The following is a 17,441-nucleotide window of genomic DNA, read 5'->3' as shown; positions in this document are numbered from 1 at the left end:
CGCGACACCTGCGACCGCGTCCTGTGGCTGGAACGCGGCGAACTCCGCATGGACGGCCCGACCGACGACGTACTGAAGGAGTACGAGGCCTTCACGAACCGCCCGTCCAAACCCGCCCGCGCCACTTAGTGCCGGAACACCCACGTGCGACAGACAAGGAAACGGAACGCGGAGGCGAGCACGATCGAGACGCCCTTCACGGCATTCGAACCGACCGGCCCATGCAGTCCCAGCCCGTGACAACCGACGTAGAACAGCCCTCTTTCCATGGCGACGCCGATCGCGCTGAACACGAAGAACAGCGCGATCTGCTGTCGGGTACGTGAGTCCCTGTTCCGGTACCTGAAATAGCGGAAGCCCAGACAGTTCGTGCCCATGGCGACAAGGCTGGCCAGCACCGTGGCCGTCATCGCCCGCCAACCGAAGCCGTGCAGCAGCAGGTTGTAGAACAGGAAGTTGACGAGCACGCCGCTGCCGCCGACGGCCCCGAATCTCACCGCTTCGACGATTACCCGCCGCACCGGCCGGGCCGGAACGGTCAGCCGGTCCTCGGAGACATTCACGCTCACGTCCGCGACCTGAACCGAGGTGTCCGGCCTGGCAGGAAAGGGTGAATTCCCTGCCTGCATTTCTCCAACAGTTGTCATGGAATCGGGGGCGCCCCGAGCCGTGACGGCCCGGGGCGCCCCTGTTCACGTACCGACCACGTGTCCGGTTACGTGTCCGGTTACGAATGATTCCGCAGCAGCGTCCGCATCGTCCGCATCGCGACCGACAGGTTCGCCAGGTCGAAGGCGTCCGAACTCTGGATCTCGTCCAGGGTCGTGCGCGCCCGGCCCAGGATCGCCGCGTTCTTCTCCTCCCACGCCTTGAAGCGCTGCTCGGGCGTCGACGAGCCGTTGCCGACCGCGAGGACCTCCGCAGTGAGGGACGCGTGGGCCGCGTAGAGGTCCTCGCGGATAGAGGCGCGGGCCATGGACTGCCAGCGGTCGGCGCGCGGCAGCTCGATGATGCGGTCCATGAGCTGGGTGATGTGGAGGCGGTCGGCGAGGTCGTAGTAGACCTCGGCGACGTCCATCGGGGCGCGTCCCACCCGGTCGGCGACCGAGACGATGTCCAGCGTCGGGAAGGCGGACGAGAAGCCCGCGACCCGGGTGGCGAGTTCGTCGGGGACGCCCGCGCCCGTCAGCTCGTCGTAGATCTTCTGGTACCACTCCAGATCCGCGCCGCGCAGCAACTTGGGCAGCTGGGACCAGACTTGGCCGACCCGCTCACCGAAGAACTCGATGGTCTGCGTGAGTTGTACCGGCTGCGGCCGGTTGTTGAGCAGCCAGCGGGTGCCGCGCTCCACAAGTCGCCGCGAGTGGAGGCGGATCCGGGTCTGGACGGCGGCCTCGACCGTGTTGTCGAGCGCCTCGACCCCGTCCCACACCGCGCCGGAGTTGAAGATCGTGCGAGCCGCGGTCTGCGCCCGCACCACCTCCTCCAGCGAGGCGCCGGTCTCCTCGCGCAGCCGGTGCAGGAAGCTCGTACCGCCCGCGTTGACCGTGTCGTTGACGAGCACCGTCGTGATGATCTCGCGTCGCAGCGCGTGCCCGTCGATCTGCTCGGGGAACTTCTCGCGCAGCGCGCTCGGGAAGTAGGCGTCCAACAAGCGGCGCAGATACGGGTCTTCGGGCAGCGAGGTCTGCAACAGCTCGTCCGCGACCGTGATCTTCGTGTACGCGAGGAGCACGGCCGTCTCCGGACCGGTCAACCCCTGCCCTCCGCCGAGGCGTTCGCGGATCTGCCGGTCGGTCGGGAGGAACTCCAGCGCCCGGTCCAGGTGCCCTTCCCTGACCAGGTGGCGCATGAAGCGCTGCTGGGCGTGGAGCATGTCCTTGGACTGGGCGAGGGCGTTGGCGATCGCCGTGTTCTGCGCGTAGTTGTTGCGCAGGACGAGCCCGCCGACCTCGTCGGTCATCTGGGCGAGCAGCTTGTTGCGCTGCTTGACGGTCATGTCGCCATCTGTGACAAGCGAGTTGAGCAGGATCTTGATGTTCACCTCGTGGTCGGAGGTGTCCACGCCCGCACTGTTGTCGATGGCGTCGGTGTTGATCTTCCCGCCACGCTGCGCGAACTCGATCCGCCCGAGCTGGGTGAGCCCGAGGTTGCCGCCCTCGCCGACGACCTGGACACGCAGGTCACCGCCGTCGACACGGATGGCGTCGTTGGCCTTGTCACCGACGTCGGCGTGCGACTCCGTACCCGACTTGACGTACGTGCCGATGCCGCCGTTCCACAGCAGGTCGACCGGTGCCTTGAGGATCGCCTTCATCAGGTCGGCCGGGGTCATCTTGCCGCCCGCGGCTTCGATGCCCAGCGCCTCGCGGATGTGCGAGTTGACCGGAATGGCCTTGGCGGAACGGGGGAAGATCCCGCCCCCTGAGGAGATCAACTGGGTGTCGTACTCCGCCCAGCTGGACCTCGGAAGTTCGAACAGGCGCCGCCGCTCGGCGTAGGAGGTGGCCGCGTCCGGGTTCGGGTCGATGAAGATGTGCCGGTGGTCGAACGCGGCCACCAGCCGGATGTGTTCGCTCAGCAGCATCCCGTTGCCGAACACGTCACCGCTCATGTCACCGACACCCACGACGGTGAAGTCCTCGCTCTGCGTGTTGACGCCCAGCTCTCGGAAGTGCCGCTTGACGGACTCCCAGGCGCCGCGCGCGGTGATGCCCATGCCCTTGTGGTCGTACCCGGCGGAGCCACCCGAAGCGAAGGCGTCCCCGAGCCAGAAGTTGTACGCCTGGGCGACCTCGTTGGCGATGTCCGAGAAGGTCGCCGTGCCCTTGTCTGCGGCGACGACGAGATACGTGTCGTCCTCGTCGTGCCGTACGACGTCGGCGGGCGGCACGACCTCGCCGGCCACCAGGTTGTCGGTGATGTCGAGCAGCGCCGAGATGAAGGTCTTGTAACTCCTGACCCCTTCGGCGAGCCACGCGTCCCGGTCCACACTCGGATCCGGCAGCTGCTTGGCGACGAACCCGCCCTTGGCACCGACCGGCACGATGACGGTGTTCTTCACCATCTGCGCCTTGACCAGCCCGAGGATCTCGGTACGGAAGTCCTCCCGCCGGTCCGACCAGCGAAGCCCACCGCGCGCGACCTTCCCGAACCGCAGATGGACGCCTTCCACCTTCGGTGAGTAGACCCAGATCTCGTACGCCGGACGCGGCGCCGGCAGGTCCGGGATGACCTGCGGGTCGAACTTCATGGAGACGTAGTCGTGCGGCTTGCCGCCCGCGCTCTCCTGGTAGAAGTTCGTCCGGAGGGTCGCCTTGATGACAGTGAGGAAGGACCGCAGGATGCGGTCCTCGTCGAGGGAGGCCACCTGGTCGAGGGCCGCGTCCAGCTCCTCCATGAGGGCGTCGGTCAGCTCGACGCCCGCCCGCTGCCGCTCCGGCGACATCCGCGCCTCGAACAGCGAGACGAGCAACCGGGTGGTGTGGACGTTGTGCCGGAGGGTGTCCTCCATGTAGTCCTGGCTGAACGTGGAACCGGCCTGCCGCAGGTACTTGGCGTACGCCCGCAGCACCAGCGCCTGCCGCCAGTCGAGGCCCGCGCTCAGCACCAGCGCGTTGAAGCCGTCGTTCTCGGCCTGGCCCGTCCAGGTGGCCGAGAAAGCCTGCTGGAAACGCTCGCGGCCGTCGTCCCCGAGATAATCCCCGCCACTGCTCAGCGACTTGGGCAGCCGGAGCCCGAAGTCGTAGATCCAGGCGGTGGTCCGGTCCGCGCAACGCAGCTCGTACGGCCGCTCGTCGATCACCTCGACGCCGAGCCGGTTGAGGACGGGGAGTACGGCGGAGAGCGAGACGGACTCGCCGGTGCGGTAGATCTTGAAACGGCGCTCACCGGGCGCTGCGCCCACCGGTTCGTAGAGGCTCAGCGCGAAGTTCGTGCCGACGCCCAGCTTTTCGAGGTGGCCGAGGTCGGCGACGGCGGCGCGTGGATTGTGGTCGGCCTTGTAGCCCTCGGGGAAGGCGTTCCCGTACCGGCGCAGCAGCTCGGCGGCGCGCTCCTCGCCGCACTCGGCGTTGAGGGCCTCGGCGAAGCCGTCGGCCCAGGAGCGAGCGGCCTCGACGAGTCGCGCCTCGATGCGCTCCTTGTCCCGGTCGGACAGCTGCGGCAGCTCGGTGCCCTGCGGAACCCGGACGACGAAGTGCAGCCGAGACAGGATGGATTCGGTGTTCCAGGCGGTGAAGTCGACGTTGGTGCCGCCGAGTTCCTCCTTCAGGATGTCGATGATCCGCAGCCGTACGCCGGTGGTGTACCGGTCGCGGGGCAGATAGACGAGCGCGGAGTAGTAACGCCCGTACTCGTCCTGGCGCAGGTAGAGCCGCAGCCGGCGCCGTTCCTGGAGGTAGAGGACCGAGGTGACGATCGACCGGAGTTCGTCGGGCGGCGTCTGGAAGAGCTCGTCGCGCGGGTAGGTCTCCAGGATCTGGAGCAGATCGCGCCCGTCATGACTGTTGGGCGAGAACCCGGCGCCCCGCAGCACCTCGTCGACCTTGCGCCGTACGACGGGCACGCGACGCACGGACTCGGTGTAGGCGGCGGAGGAGAACAGCCCCAGGAACCGCCGCTCGCCGACGACGTCGCCGTTCTTGTCGAACTTCTTGACCCCGACGTAGTCGAGATACGACGGCCGGTGCACGGTGGCCCGGCTGTTGGCCTTCGTCAGGACGAGGAGCTTGTGCTCGCGGGCCTTGGCCCGGGCGTCGGCGGGCAGCCGCTCGAAGGACGGGCTGACCGGATGGCCCTCGTCCTCGGAGTGGTGCGGGTCGGAACGCAGAATGCCGAGTCCGGTCCCGGGCACGGCGGCCAGCGAGTCGTCTCCGCGCAGCTCGTACTCGCGGTAGCCGAGAAAGGTGAAGTGGTCCTCCGCGAGCCAGCGCAGCAGCTCGCGCGCCTCCTCGACGTCCTGGTCTCGCAGGTCGTCGGCGGTCGGCTCGCTGGGCAGCTCCTCGGCGATGCGCAGCGCGGCGTCGCGCATCTTGTCCCAGTCCTCGACGGCCTCACGGGTGTCGGACAGCACGCGCAGCAGGTCGTTGGTGATCTGCTTCAGGTCGGCGCGGTCGGTCTCGCGGTCGATCTCGACATGGATCCACGACTCGATGTGCGTGTCGTGCGGCAGCTCGCCGCCCCCGCCCACCGCACTCCCGGCGGCCTGGACGGGCAGTACCTCGATGAGCCGGCCGGTCAGGTCCCGTCGTACGACGAACTGCGGATGGATGACGATATGGATGCCGCGCCCCTGCCGGGACAGTTCGTTGGTGACCGAGTCGACGAGGAAGGGCATGTCGTCGGTCACGACCTCGACGACGGAGTGGCTGGAAGTCCAGCCGTTCTCCTCGACGGTCGGGGTGTGCACCCGCAGGCTCGCCGTGCCCTGTGGACGTGTCTCGCCCAGCCGGTAGTGCGAGAACGCAGCGCCGAACACGTCGACCGGGTCGCGGCCGACGAGGTCCTCCGGGGCGGTGTGCAGGTAGTAGCGCTGGAGGAACGCGAGCACGGTGTCGTGGTCCGGGGTGCCGGGGTCTCCGCCGGGCATGGTTGCACGTGTCGTCCCAGTCGGTAGGTGCCCCCCGACCGGGCTGTTCTCAGCTACCCGGGCGGCCCTTTCGAGCAGCTCGGCCTTGGCTTCGTCCAGCTTGGTCTGCATTGTCCTCTGGCTCCTGTCGCGCGCCGTTGCGTGACGTAGAAGGAAGTACGGCCCCTCTTCCGGCACAACGCCTCGACGCGGGGTCTCCGGTCTGTTCCGACGCTATGCCGCAGGGTGGGAAGAGCGGGGGGGTATCAGCCATTCTCGGCACCCCGGCGGAGTGTGACGCTGCTCTCGGCAACGCCGGTCCGTGGGATGCGTACGGCGTCCTGGGAACCCTCGGGGTTCCGTCCCGCCCGCGCCGACCAGCGATCACCACCCGGGCACGGATGTGGTCCGTGCACTCCGGGCGCAAGGCAGGGACGACGACGCCCCCGCGACTTATCGCGCTGATCACGCCACAAGGCTATCGCTCATGACGGGGGCCCCGTCATGAGCCATTTGTGTACAAAAGCGGGTCGGCAAGTTTGCCGTTCTGCACAGTAGGAGAAAAAGAGAGGCCCGAAACGCCCCGAACAGCGTCGGCTGCCCCACTGACGAAGGCAGCCGCCGGACCTCCGCGCCGCCCGGGGCGAACGGCGGAGTGCCTGCCATGACACCCCCGAACCGTGAGGATTCCGACCAGCACTGCCGGCACCCGGCCGCTCGGCGGAATTCCCCGGGCGACATACAACGAGCATCGAGCACGACGGGGCCCGGGCGTCGACTCCGGCGGAGATCGGCATACGGCTTCGGGAAGACGGCGCCGAGAAGCGCCTCTGGGCATACGCAGGACAGCGATACGTACACGGACGGCCTACGTAGTGCGCCCCGCCCCACTGCTCACGCCTCCGTAGCCGGCGGAACGACGGGGACTGCGGGGGACTGCGGGGACTGCGGGGACTGCGGGAGGGGCCGGAAGGCCGGAATCTCCCGACCAAACCCACCGCCCACCGCCCCCCGCCCGAGCGACCCGACCGGCCCTGCGACTACGCAGCCAGCCGCTGGGCCTCCGCGACCGCCTCCTCCAGGCTGTCCACCACGGGCACGCCCACCCCTTCGAGGCTGGCCCGGCCATGGGAGCCACCGGTGTACAGCACGGCCCGCGCACCCACGTGCAGGGCGGCGACCGCATCGTCGGCGGCATCCCCGATCACCACGGTGCGCGCGACCTCGACGCCGGTGAGCGCACCGAGATGGCGCACCATGTGCTCGGCCTTGCTGCCACCGGAGGGCCCGGTCCGCCCGTCGACACGGACGAAGTGCGGCTCGATCCCGAATCCCCTGACCAGCGGGACGAGCTCGTCATGCCCGTACATACTCAGAATGGACTGACTGCGCCCCGCCGACTGCCACCCGGCCAGCAGCTCCCGCGCACCCACGGCGAGTTCGCACGCCACCCGGCGCTCCGCGTAGTACCGGTGGAAGATCTCGTCCATGACGACCCACTCGGCATCCGTGGGCAGCCGCCCGAGCAGCCGCTCGTAGAACCGCGGCACAGGCACGCAGTACAGCTCCCTGTACTGGGCCAGCGTGATCGGTGCCAGCCCCAACTCGGCGAACGCTGCGTTCGTCGCCCCTATGACGGCATCGGTGTCATGAAACAGGGTCCCGTTCCAGTCCCACACGATGTGCGCCACTCCGTACTTCCCCATGAAAAGAACGTACCCCTCACCACTGACACGGCCGGCTCACCCCACACGGCTTCTCCAGCGCCGGCCCACACCTCCAGCCCGTCCGCCGTCTGCGGACGAGCGCGTTCAGCGCGACGGGGGGCCTGGGCGCAGCCCCCAGGAATGGGACGGGTAGGGGCGGCGGGGGCGAAAACCCTACGGGCCCCCACGCCGCCCACCTCACCCCAACAACCCCACCAGGTTGGGAATCTCCTGCGTGGCATACCAGAGCAGCTCATGGTCCTCGGCCCCGTCCACCATGAACTGCGCATCGTCATCTCCCTGATCCGCCGCCCCCAAAGCCTCCGCAGCCGCCGCGACATCCCCCTCCGCGTCCCCGGAGTCGACATGCACAGCCGCAGCCTTCCCCAACGACACAGCCCCGCCGACCCGTACCTCACCCAGCGCACCCGGATCAAGCCCGCGGTCGGGGTCGGCGACCGCCATCCCCTCCGCGACATCGACGGCGACAACCACCCGCCGCCGCACCACCCCCGGCTCCATCGCAAGCAACCGCAGGGACGCCAACGCGGCCCGATTGAGCGCCGCGTACTCCAGTTCCTCGACGTCGTCGGACAGATACCACTCACGCAACGCGGGCGTGACGGCGTACGCGACGAACGGCCCCGCCCCCAACTCACCGGTCTTGTACGCCTCGGCAAGGCCCGGGAGGGTCAGAGGGACGTAGACGCGCATGGCCGACCGCTTTCGTAGGAGGCGTTTTCGTGACCGTGAACCAGCAACCGGAATGAGCAACCAGAACCGGTGACCAGCAACCGAAGCCGCACACCCGAGAAGACCTCCCAGAAGCGGCGAAAAACAACAACGCGACCACCCTCGAAGGCCCTCCCGCACGACCCGGGAAGACCCTCAGGATACGTCGAGGCGTCCCCTTTCGAGTCCCCGCCCACACCTCCCCGAGCGTCCACCACGCTCCTCGAAATTCACCCCCGGACCCCACACCCACCAGGCCTTTCCCCTCCGTGAACCACTCGGATAAGTGAACCTCCGACCCACCCCACCCGCGCCTCGTCCCGCCTTGCGCCCGATCGACCCGCCCCCGTACAAGATCCCCACCAGAAGTTACCGCCCGGTACCCACCCGGGCCCCAAGAAACGGGGACATTCCATGAACAAGGTGATGACAAGGACGGTCCGCCGCACCCCGTCCCGCCCGCCGGTACGCCGGGACACCCGCCGCCCCGGCAGCGCCCCGCACCGCACCACCCCGGGCGGAGGCACCCCCCGCACGCCCCTCCCCGAAGCAACCGCCCCGGCCCACACCACCGCCGCCGCCCCCACCACCGAACCCCACCCCGAGCCCCGGGTCCCCGCCCAGGGCCGGCACCCGGACCAGCGCTGGACGTCGCCGCGCCCCCTCCAGCAGCCTTCCCAGCCCCGCCAGACGCCCCTCCAGTCGCCCTGGGCTCCCCCGCAGCCCCGACCCACCGACCTCTTCGCCGACCGTCTCCTGGCCGTTCTGAGCGGCGCACGTCCCGTCCACAGCATGCTCCGCCACACGGTGGGCCGCGCCTACGACGAACTGGCCTGGCTCGCGGAACGCGGCCCCCTGCGTACCCGCGGCACCCGCCCCGTCGTACGCGACGTCGGCTACTACGAGCCCAGCCAAGGCACCCTGGAGGCCTTCGCCCGCATCGGCGCGGGCGACCAGCTCCGCGCGATGGCCTTCCGCCTGGAACTGGGCCAGGACTTCCGCTGGCGCTGCACAGCGGTGGAACTGGGCGGCCCCCGCAGGCCACACACGGCGGACGACTAGACAGCACGGGAAGACGGAGAGAACCCACCCGCCCACACACGCCGAAGGGCCGGCCACCCTCCTCGGATGCCCGGCCCTTCACACAGCGACTACCAAGTACTCACTGCTTCCTGCACCTGCTCACCACTTACCGCTTCTGCCTACTGTTCCTGCCTACCGCTCCTGCTCACTTCTTACGCCGACGCCCACTGCGCTGCTGCTTGCGCCGCTCCGCGCGCGTGAGCCCGTCCGCCTCGGACCGCACCTCGTCGTCGTCCCCGATGAGGTCGCCCTCGACGATGCCGCCCTCGCCGTCCACGGTCGGCGCGGAGAAGTGCAGCCGGTCCGGCCGCTGCGGAGCGTCGAGCCCCTTCGCCCGGATCTCGGGCCGCGAACCTGCACCCGCCTGCGCCGGCACCGAGTCCTCCGCGCCCTTGTCCAGCGACGGCTTGGCGTCCGCGACAGGGACCTCCTCGACCTGCTGCTCGACCTGGACCTCCAGATTGAACAGGTAGCCGACGGACTCCTCCTTGATGCCCTCCATCATGGCGGTGAACATGTCGAAGCCCTCACGCTGGTACTCGACCAGCGGGTCCTTCTGCGCCATGGCGCGCAGACCGATGCCCTCCTGGAGGTAGTCCATCTCGTAGAGGTGCTCGCGCCACTTGCGGTCCAGGACCGACAGCACGACCCGGCGCTCCAGTTCACGCATGATCTCGGAGCCGAGCTGCTCCTCACGCGACGCGTACTGGTCGTGGATGTCGTCCTTGATCGACTCGGAGATGAACTCGGCGGTCAGCCCGGCCCGGTCGCCGGCCGCCTCCTCCAGTTCGTCGACGGTGACCTTCACCGGGTAGAGCTGCTTGAAGGCACCCCACAGCCGGTCCAGGTCCCACTCCTCGGCGAAGCCCTCGGCGGTCTCCGCGCCGATGTAGGCGTCGATGGTGTCGTCCATGAAGTGCTGGATCTGCTCGTGCAGGTCCTCGCCCTCCAGGACGCGGCGGCGCTCGCCGTAGATGACCTCGCGCTGCCGGTTGAGGACCTCGTCGTACTTGAGGACGTTCTTGCGGGTCTCGAAGTTCTGCGTCTCGACCTGCGACTGGGCGGAGGCGATGGCACGGGTGACCATCTTGTTCTCGATCGGTACGTCGTCCGGCACGTTCGCCATCGACATGACGCGCTCGACCATCTGGGCCTTGAACAGCCGCATGAGATCGTCACCGAGGGAGAGGTAGAACCGTGACTCGCCGGGGTCGCCCTGACGGCCGGAACGACCGCGCAGCTGGTTGTCGATCCGCCGGGACTCGTGCCGCTCGGTGCCGAGGACGTAGAGCCCGCCGAGGTCCTTGACCTCCTCGAACTCGGCCTTCACGGCCTTCTCGGCCCGCTCCAGGGCGGCCGGCAGGGCCGCGGCCCACTCCTCGATGTGCTCCTCGGGGTCGAGGCCGCGCTGGCGCAGCTCCGCCTCGGCGAGGTCGTCGGGGTTGCCGCCGAGCTTGATGTCCGTACCACGACCGGCCATGTTGGTGGCGACCGTGACGGCTCCCTTGCGGCCGGCCTGGGCGACGATCGTCGCCTCCCGGTCGTGCTGCTTGGCGTTCAGCACTTCGTGCTGGATGCCGCGCTTGGAGAGCTGCTGCGACAGGTACTCGGACTTCTCCACCGAAGTCGTGCCGACGAGGATCGGCTGACCCTTCTCGTGCTTCTCGGCGATGTCGTCGACGACCGCCTCGAACTTCGCGACCTCGGTGCGGTAGATGAGGTCGGACTGGTCCTTGCGGACCATGTCACGGTTGGTCGGGATCGGGACGACACCGAGCTTGTAGATCTGGTGGAACTCGGCCGCCTCGGTCATGGCCGTACCGGTCATACCCGAGAGCTTGTCGTAGAGGCGGAAGAAGTTCTGGAGGGTGATGGTCGCGAGGGTCTGGTTCTCGTCCTTGATGTCCACCCCTTCCTTCGCCTCGATCGCCTGGTGCATGCCCTCGTTGTAGCGACGGCCGGCGAGGATACGGCCGGTGTGCTCGTCGACGATCATGACCTCGCCGTCGATGACGACGTAGTCCTTGTCGTTCTTGAAGAGCTCCTTGGCCTTGATGGCGTTGTTCAGGTAACCGACGAGCGGCGTGTTCACCGACTCGTACAGGTTGTCGATGCCCAGCCAGTCCTCGACCTTGGCGACACCCGACTCGTGGATGGCGACGGTGCGCTTCTTCTCGTCGACGTCGTAGTCGCCGGTCTCCTCGACGCCCTTGAGGGGGTTGCCCGCCTCGCCGCGCTTGAGGCGCGTGACCAGCTTGGCGAAGTCGCCGTACCACTTGGTGGCCTGGTCGGCCGGGCCGGAGATGATCAGCGGCGTACGGGCCTCGTCGATGAGGATCGAGTCGACCTCGTCGACAACGGCGAAGTTGTGGCCGCGCTGGACGAGTTCGTCCTTGGACCACGCCATGTTGTCGCGCAGGTAATCGAACCCGAACTCGTTGTTCGTGCCGTACGTGATGTCGCAGGCGTACTGCTCGCGCCGCTGGGCCGGCGTCATGTTGGCGAGGATGCAGCCGACAGTCAGGCCCAGGAACTTGTGGACGCGCCCCATCATCTCGGAGTCGCGCTCGGCCAGGTAGTCGTTGACCGTGATGAGGTGGACGCCGTCTCCTGAGAGGGCGTTCAGATACGTGGGGAGGGTGCCGACCAGGGTCTTGCCCTCGCCGGTCTTCATCTCGGCGACATAGCCGAGGTGGAGGGCTGCGCCGCCCATGATCTGCACGTCGTAGTGACGCTGGCCGAGGGCGCGCTTGGCGGCCTCGCGCACGGTGGCGAAGGCCTCGGGCAACAGGTCGTCCAGACTCTCACCGTCGGCGTACCGCTGCTTGTACTCATCGGTGAGGGCCCGCAGCTCGGCGTCGGAGAGGTCGACAAAGTCCTCTTCGATGGAGTTGACCTGGTCCGCGATGCGGTGCAGCTTGCGCAGGATTTTGCCTTCGCCTGCACGCATGATCTTTGAGAGGACGGACACGGGGGTTGGTCTCCTTGCCGGTCGGGCCTGGGACGGTCGGTTTCCATTGTCTTAACTGAGCAACGGCCATCGTATGCGAGGACCCCGCCACGCCGGGAGGTCTGCCAGTGGGCCAGCCATAAGGAGAACGGCCGGGAGTCACGGATGGTGCCGCGCCCCACCCACGAATTGCACGAATCGTGATCACGAACTCACGCACAGCGAAAGGGATGGCGTCCCCCATCCTGACCCAAGCAGAATCGGCCGATGGACCCCGTCACGCTCACCACGGCCCGTCTGTTCCTGCGCACGGTCGGCCCGCACGACACGGACGCCGTGTACGCCGCGGTGCAGGACGCCGACATCCAGCGCTGGACGACGATCCCGTCGCCCTACCTCCCCGAACACGCCCATGGTTTCGCCACCCAGCTGGTCCCCGACGGCTGGGCGGACGGCTCGATGTTCACGTTCGGCGTCTTCCTCCCCGAAGGGGAGGAGCTGGTGGGCATGCTCGCCCTCACCATGCGCTCCCTGGGAGTGAGCGAAGTCGGCTTCTGGGCCACCAAGGCACACCGGGGCAACGGCTACATCGCGGAGGCCACGATCACCGCCTGCCGCTGGGCCTTCACCCACCTGTCGGTGGACCGGGTGGAATGGCGGGCGGAGGTGGGCAACACGGCGTCCCGCACAGCGGCGGAACGAGCCGGCTTCACCATGGAAGGCACCCTGCGCTCAGCGATCAACACCAGAGGAGTACGCCGGGACTGCTGGGTGGCTTCCCTGCTCCCCTCAGACCTCGGTCTCCCCTCAACGGCCCCGTACCTCCCGGCACCGTCCAGCCCCTGAAAAATCCCGCCGGTCACCCGCCGCATCCGCAGTTCAGGGGCACCGCTCCCGTGCCGGCCGGCACCATCCAGCCCGTCTGGGGTCCCCCCTCTGGGGGAGTTTGAGGACAAGGCCCGTCACAGGGCCGAGGCAGGGGTCTGGGGGCGGCAGCCCCCAGGTACGGGATGGGACGGGCAGGGGCGGCGGGTGCGAAAACCCTCCACCCCCGAACCCCCAGCTCACCCGCCACTGTCAGTCCCACCCCCTATCGTGCGGAAGCATGACGAGCAGCCCGCCGCACGCCACCCCCGCCCCCCGACCACCGGCCCCCCACACCCAGCTCTCCGCCGACGAAGCCCGCCGCATCGCCCTGCGCGCCCAGGGCTTCCTGGGCACCCCCAACCGCAAGGCAGGCGTCCGCGGCATCCTCCGGCATCTGGGCGCGGTCCAGCTCGACACGATCTCCGTACTCGCCCGGTCCCACGAACTCATCCCGTACGCCCGCCTCGGCGCCATACCCCGCAAGAAGGTCGAGGACGCCTACTGGGCCCCGGACCCCACAAATCCCCAAACAGCCCTCGCGCCCACCACCACCTCCACACCCCACCCCCACGCCTTCGAATACTGGTCCCACGCGGCGTGCGTCCTCCCCGTGGAGGAGTGGCCCCACTTCGCCTTCCGCCGCCGCGCCTACCGCTCCCGCCCTCAGTGGAACCACGACCTCCCACCCGACGCCTACGCCCAGGTCATCAAACAACTCCGCACCGAAGGCCCGCTCACCGCAACGGAGTTGGGCGGTGCGAAACGCACCAGCGAATGGTGGGACTGGTCCGGCACCAAGGTCGCCGTCGAACGCGCCCTGATGTACGGCGAGGTGGTGTGCGTAGAGCGCCGAGGCTGGAAGCGGGTGTACGACCTGGCCGAGCGCGCCATCCCGGCCACCCTGCTGCACGACGAACTGGACGACACCGAATGCCTGCGCCGCCTGGTTCGCCTCGCGGGCCAGTCCCTGGGCGTCGGCACCCGCGCGGACATCGCCGACTACCACCGTCTCAAGGCGGAACAGGTCGACGCGGTGATCGCGGACTCGGGCCTGGTCCCCGTCACGGTGGAAGGCTGGGGCAAACCGGCCTGGGCCGACCCGGCAGCCCTGGAGACACCTCCACGAGGCCGCCACCGCACGACCCTGCTCTCGCCTTTCGACTCCCTGATCTGGGAACGGGCGCGCACAGAACGGATCTTCGGTTTCACCCACCGCCTGGAGGCCTACGTCCCCAAGCCGAAGCGCGTGTACGGCTACTTCGCGATGCCGGTGCTCGCCGGCGGCCACCTCGTCGGAAGGGTGGACCCCGCCCGGGAGGGCAACACCCTGGTGGCCAGACAGGTCAGCCTGAACGGCCCCAGGGCGGTCCCGGCGGTGGCCCAGGCCCTCCTGGAGGCGGCGAGCTGGGTGAACTGCACGAACGTACGCGTAGAGCGGATGGACGCCCCGGACCTACGAACCCCCCTGACCAGGGAACTGGCCCAGACGCTCAGCTGACCGATCTACCGGAACTGCCGGGATCTACCGGAACTACCTGATCTCCAAAATCTTCTCCCGCATCGCGTAAACCACCGCCTCCATCCTGGAGTGCAGCTGCAGCTTCTCCAGGATGTTGCGCACATGGTTCTTCACGGTGTTCTCCGAGATGAACAGCTCCTTGGCGATGTCCCGGTTGTTCATCCCGGTGGCGACCAGCTTGAGCACTTCTAGCTCGCGGTCCGTGAGCCGCGGCGCGGGCACCAGCCGCCGCTCGTCCGTCCGCTGGATCATCGACTTGAATTCGGTGAGCAGCTTCGACGCCATAGAGGGGCTGATCTGCGACTGCCCGTCGGCGACCGCGCGGATGGCCGTGGCCACCTCGTCCGTTGAGATCTCCTTGAGGAGATAACCGGTTGCCCCAGCCTTGATCGCCTCGTACAGATCGGCTTCCTCGTCGCTGATCGTCAGCATGATGATCTTGGCGCTGGGTGCGACCTCCTTGATGGAGGTGCACGCCTCAATTCCGCCGCGCTTCGGCATGCGTACGTCCATCAGGACGATGTCGGGCAGCAGATCGGCGGCCTTGTCGACCGCTTCCGCACCGTCTCCCGCCTCGCCCACGACCTGGATGTCCTCCTCGGCCGCGAGCACGATCTCCAGTCCACGGCGGAAGAGGGCGTGATCGTCCACGACAAGGACTCTGATCGGCTCCTTGCGCGAGGTGCCCGCCTCCGGGCCCATGCCGGTGACACCGTCGTCGGCATCATCGACCTGCATCGGTCCGAAGCTGTCCGCCATCGTTCCTCCCCCTGAAGGCTGTGGCCTGTGGTCCTGTGCCATCGCCAACCCAAGGCAACGGCCCACCGGTTGGGCCGTTGCGGCCATGATTCCATGCCCGGGCGACCGTGCGGTGACAGAGCGGGCCCCGAAGGGGTCGCACACGGGTGCCCCTGGGGGCGCACACGCGCTCCAGGGGCACCCGCACGGCTCTCACCGGGGATGGCGGTCAGCCGCCCAGCGTGCCACCCGCCGCGGGGGAGTTCGCCTGATGGGCGACCATGGGGTCCGTACTGAGGTGGATCACGCCATAGTCGTAGGCGTGCCGCCGGTAGACGACACTCGGTTCCTTGGTCTCGGAGTCGACGAACAGATAGAAGTCGTGCCCGACCAGCTCCATCTCGTAGAGAGCCTGGTCGAGCGACATCGGGGAGGCGACGTGGGTCTTCTCGCGGACGATGAGAGGGCCTTCGCCCTTCACTTCCAGCGAGCCGATCCTCTTGATGGGCACGCCGTCCGCGTCTTCCTCCTGGACGAGGTGACCGTTGCCGTTCAGCGTTGCCGCGTCCGGGACGTGGTCGGCGACCTCGGCGGCCGTGATCCGGCCGGCGCCTCGGCGGGTGTAACGCTTGTCGTGCTGCTTGCGCAGCCGGGCCTCGAGCTTGTCCGCCGCGAGGTCGAGTGCCGCGTACGGGTCGCTTGCCGCTGCTTCCGCCCGAATTACCGGACCGCGGGAGTGGAGCGTGATCTCCACTCGGTCGGAGCGGTCGGCCTGCCTCGGGTTGCGTTCCTTGGACACCTCGACGTCGAGGCTGATCACCTTGCCGTCGAGCTTCTGGATCTTCTCCAGCTTCAGCTTCTCGGCCACGTGCTTCCGGAACCGCTCGGGCACCTCGGTCTTGCGTCCCTTGACGACGATGTCCACGCAGAACTCCGTTCCCGGATCGCCCCGCTTCAGTGGCGGAGCGTCTCCCTTTTGCACCAGGCTCCGGTGTGCCCCGGAACCTCGGACTCGGTGACTTCCACCTCCTCCTCCCCCATGGGCAAGATCCCCACTCGGCCGGCCGGGGGTGATTAAGGAAAACCCGCAGCACGGCATTCGGATTTGCGAGGTGTGGCCTGCGGCTTTCCCTCACAACCGAACATATCTTGCCCGGACGGATGTCGTCACCCTCTACTGACGCGTACCTCCGTTCCAGTGAATTGACCCTCTTACTACCTGCAACGATGTAAGTTCGCGGTCAGTTCCGGTTTATTTCGAAAGAATCAGGCGTCGCGGCGACGGCAGCCGCACAGATCATGCCGGCGAAGGCGCCGGTCGCCACCGTTCCCGACACTCCTGGCCCCCACTTCACACCTTCGGCCGTAACTCTCGTGCACCGTTCCCTTCTGCCTTCCCGCCCCGCCGCCGAGTACACGACGTTTTCCACCCCTCCCACGTCCCCCACCTCTTCTGCCCATTCCGGCCCTCGTACCCTTCCCGTCCCTCCGCACCCGACCGCTTCCCGCACGGCCCGCGCGGCCTCGGCCAGCGAAGCCCCGGTCGTCATCAGATCGTCGACCAGGACGACCGCGCCCGCCCCGGCCAGCAACCGCCCGCCCCCGGCGGCCACGCTCAGCGCGCCCGCGAGATTTTCCAGCCGCTGCCGGGAGTCGAGGCCCGCCTGATCGGCCACGGAACGCCGCTGGCGCAGCACCGCAAGCACCCGTGCCGGCATACCGGCCCCGCGCAGCTCGGCCGCCGCGGCCAGCGCGATCCGCCGGGCCGGATCGTGCCCCCGGGCCCGCACGGCCCGACGTGCGGACGGCACAGGAACGAGCAGCACGCCCGTACCACCGCACAGAGCCCCGTCGAGCCCCGCCCGCACAGCTCCCGCCAGCGCCGTCCCGAGCGGCCCCGCGAGTGCCAGCGCGCCCCGTTCCTTGTGCGCGAGGAGTACCGCACGCACCTCGTCCTCGTACCGGGCCGCCGCATGCACCACCGGCAGCCCGAGCGGCTCCGGCACCGGCCGCACCCGGCTCGGTGCGGCCCCGCCCAAGGCGGCACGGCATTCCGGGCAGAGCACCGTACGAGGCCTCCCGCAGCCTCCGCACTCGGCCGGCAGCACCAGGTCGCCGAGCTCCTGCCACCACCCCCGCATGACCACCACTGTGCCAACACCGGCGCCGCCCGGCCACCCCTGTGGACAACGCCCTGTGGATAACTCCACGCACCCCACAAGCGACTCTGCTGCGCAATTCGCTGGACCCGCAGGAACAGCCGCCCGGAGCACCGGG

General features: G+C 68.5%; 11 protein-coding genes and 1 pseudogene. 4 read left to right on the top strand and 8 right to left on the bottom strand.

Annotation, left to right across the window (positions count from 1 at the left end):
- Positions 1 to 129, top strand: a pseudogene (locus RB628_RS35130) (ABC transporter ATP-binding protein); the annotation flags it as partial.
- Here the strand turns inward: RB628_RS35130 and RB628_RS35125 are convergent.
- The 4 genes from RB628_RS35125 to RB628_RS35110 all read right to left on the bottom strand — a co-directional run bounded on the left by RB628_RS35125 (position 126) and on the right by RB628_RS35110 (position 7,989).
- Positions 126 to 569, bottom strand: coding sequence for a GtrA family protein (locus RB628_RS35125; protein ID WP_318324687.1), 444 nt, complete (start codon positions 567 to 569; stop codon positions 126 to 128). The pseudogene RB628_RS35130 and the gene RB628_RS35125 sit on opposite strands and share 4 nt — an antisense overlap.
- Before the next feature lie 158 nt (positions 570 to 727).
- Positions 728 to 5,701: an NAD-glutamate dehydrogenase gene (locus RB628_RS35120; RefSeq protein ID WP_318324686.1), complete on the bottom strand. Its 4,974-nt coding sequence runs from the start codon at positions 5,699 to 5,701 to the stop codon at positions 728 to 730.
- A 908-nt stretch (positions 5,702 to 6,609) separates the two neighbouring features.
- Positions 6,610 to 7,275, bottom strand: coding sequence for an HAD family hydrolase (locus RB628_RS35115; RefSeq protein WP_318324685.1), 666 nt, complete (start codon positions 7,273 to 7,275; stop codon positions 6,610 to 6,612).
- Between the two features lie 198 nt (positions 7,276 to 7,473).
- Complete coding sequence (locus tag RB628_RS35110) at positions 7,474 to 7,989, bottom strand: DUF6912 family protein (RefSeq protein ID WP_318324684.1); 516 nt, start codon at positions 7,987 to 7,989, stop codon at positions 7,474 to 7,476.
- A 432-nt stretch (positions 7,990 to 8,421) separates the two neighbouring features.
- Between RB628_RS35110 and RB628_RS35105 the strand changes: the two genes are divergently transcribed.
- A complete protein-coding gene (locus RB628_RS35105) occupies positions 8,422 to 9,069 on the top strand; it encodes an Rv3235 family protein (protein ID WP_318324683.1) in 648 nt (215 codons plus the stop codon).
- 166 nt (positions 9,070 to 9,235) lie between these two features.
- On the opposite strand, the gene secA is transcribed toward RB628_RS35105, so the two are convergent.
- Positions 9,236 to 12,061, bottom strand: a complete 2,826-nt coding sequence (secA, locus tag RB628_RS35100; protein WP_318324682.1) for a preprotein translocase subunit SecA — start codon at positions 12,059 to 12,061, stop codon at positions 9,236 to 9,238.
- Positions 12,062 to 12,307: 246 nt separating this feature from the next.
- On the opposite strand from secA, the gene RB628_RS35095 reads away from it, so the two are divergent.
- Positions 12,308 to 12,886, top strand: coding sequence for a GNAT family N-acetyltransferase (locus RB628_RS35095; protein ID WP_318324681.1), 579 nt, complete (start codon positions 12,308 to 12,310; stop codon positions 12,884 to 12,886).
- A 259-nt stretch (positions 12,887 to 13,145) separates the two neighbouring features.
- Positions 13,146 to 14,405, top strand: coding sequence for a winged helix-turn-helix domain-containing protein (locus tag RB628_RS35090; protein ID WP_318324680.1), 1,260 nt, complete (start codon positions 13,146 to 13,148; stop codon positions 14,403 to 14,405).
- 33 nt (positions 14,406 to 14,438) lie between these two features.
- Here the strand turns inward: RB628_RS35090 and RB628_RS35085 are convergent, their stop codons facing one another.
- From RB628_RS35085 to RB628_RS35075, 3 genes are all read right to left on the bottom strand, one after another.
- A complete protein-coding gene (locus tag RB628_RS35085) occupies positions 14,439 to 15,185 on the bottom strand; it encodes a response regulator transcription factor (RefSeq protein ID WP_318324679.1) in 747 nt (248 codons plus the stop codon).
- Positions 15,186 to 15,393: 208 nt separating this feature from the next.
- Positions 15,394 to 16,089, bottom strand: coding sequence for a ribosome hibernation-promoting factor, HPF/YfiA family (hpf, locus tag RB628_RS35080; RefSeq protein ID WP_412180773.1), 696 nt, complete (start codon positions 16,087 to 16,089; stop codon positions 15,394 to 15,396).
- Between the two features lie 316 nt (positions 16,090 to 16,405).
- Positions 16,406 to 17,305 carry a ComF family protein gene (locus RB628_RS35075; RefSeq protein ID WP_318324678.1) on the bottom strand — a complete coding sequence of 300 codons (900 nt, stop codon included), beginning with the start codon at positions 17,303 to 17,305 and terminating at the stop codon, positions 16,406 to 16,408.
- Positions 17,306 to 17,441 lie beyond the last annotated feature (136 nt).

It is taken from the genome of Streptomyces sp. ADMS, assembly GCF_033441795.1.
In the GTDB taxonomy this organism is placed as follows: Bacteria; Actinomycetota; Actinomycetes; order Streptomycetales; family Streptomycetaceae; genus Streptomyces.
The sequence above is the reverse complement of the archived record's forward strand: the minus strand, read 5'-3'. Positions and strand labels throughout refer to the sequence as shown.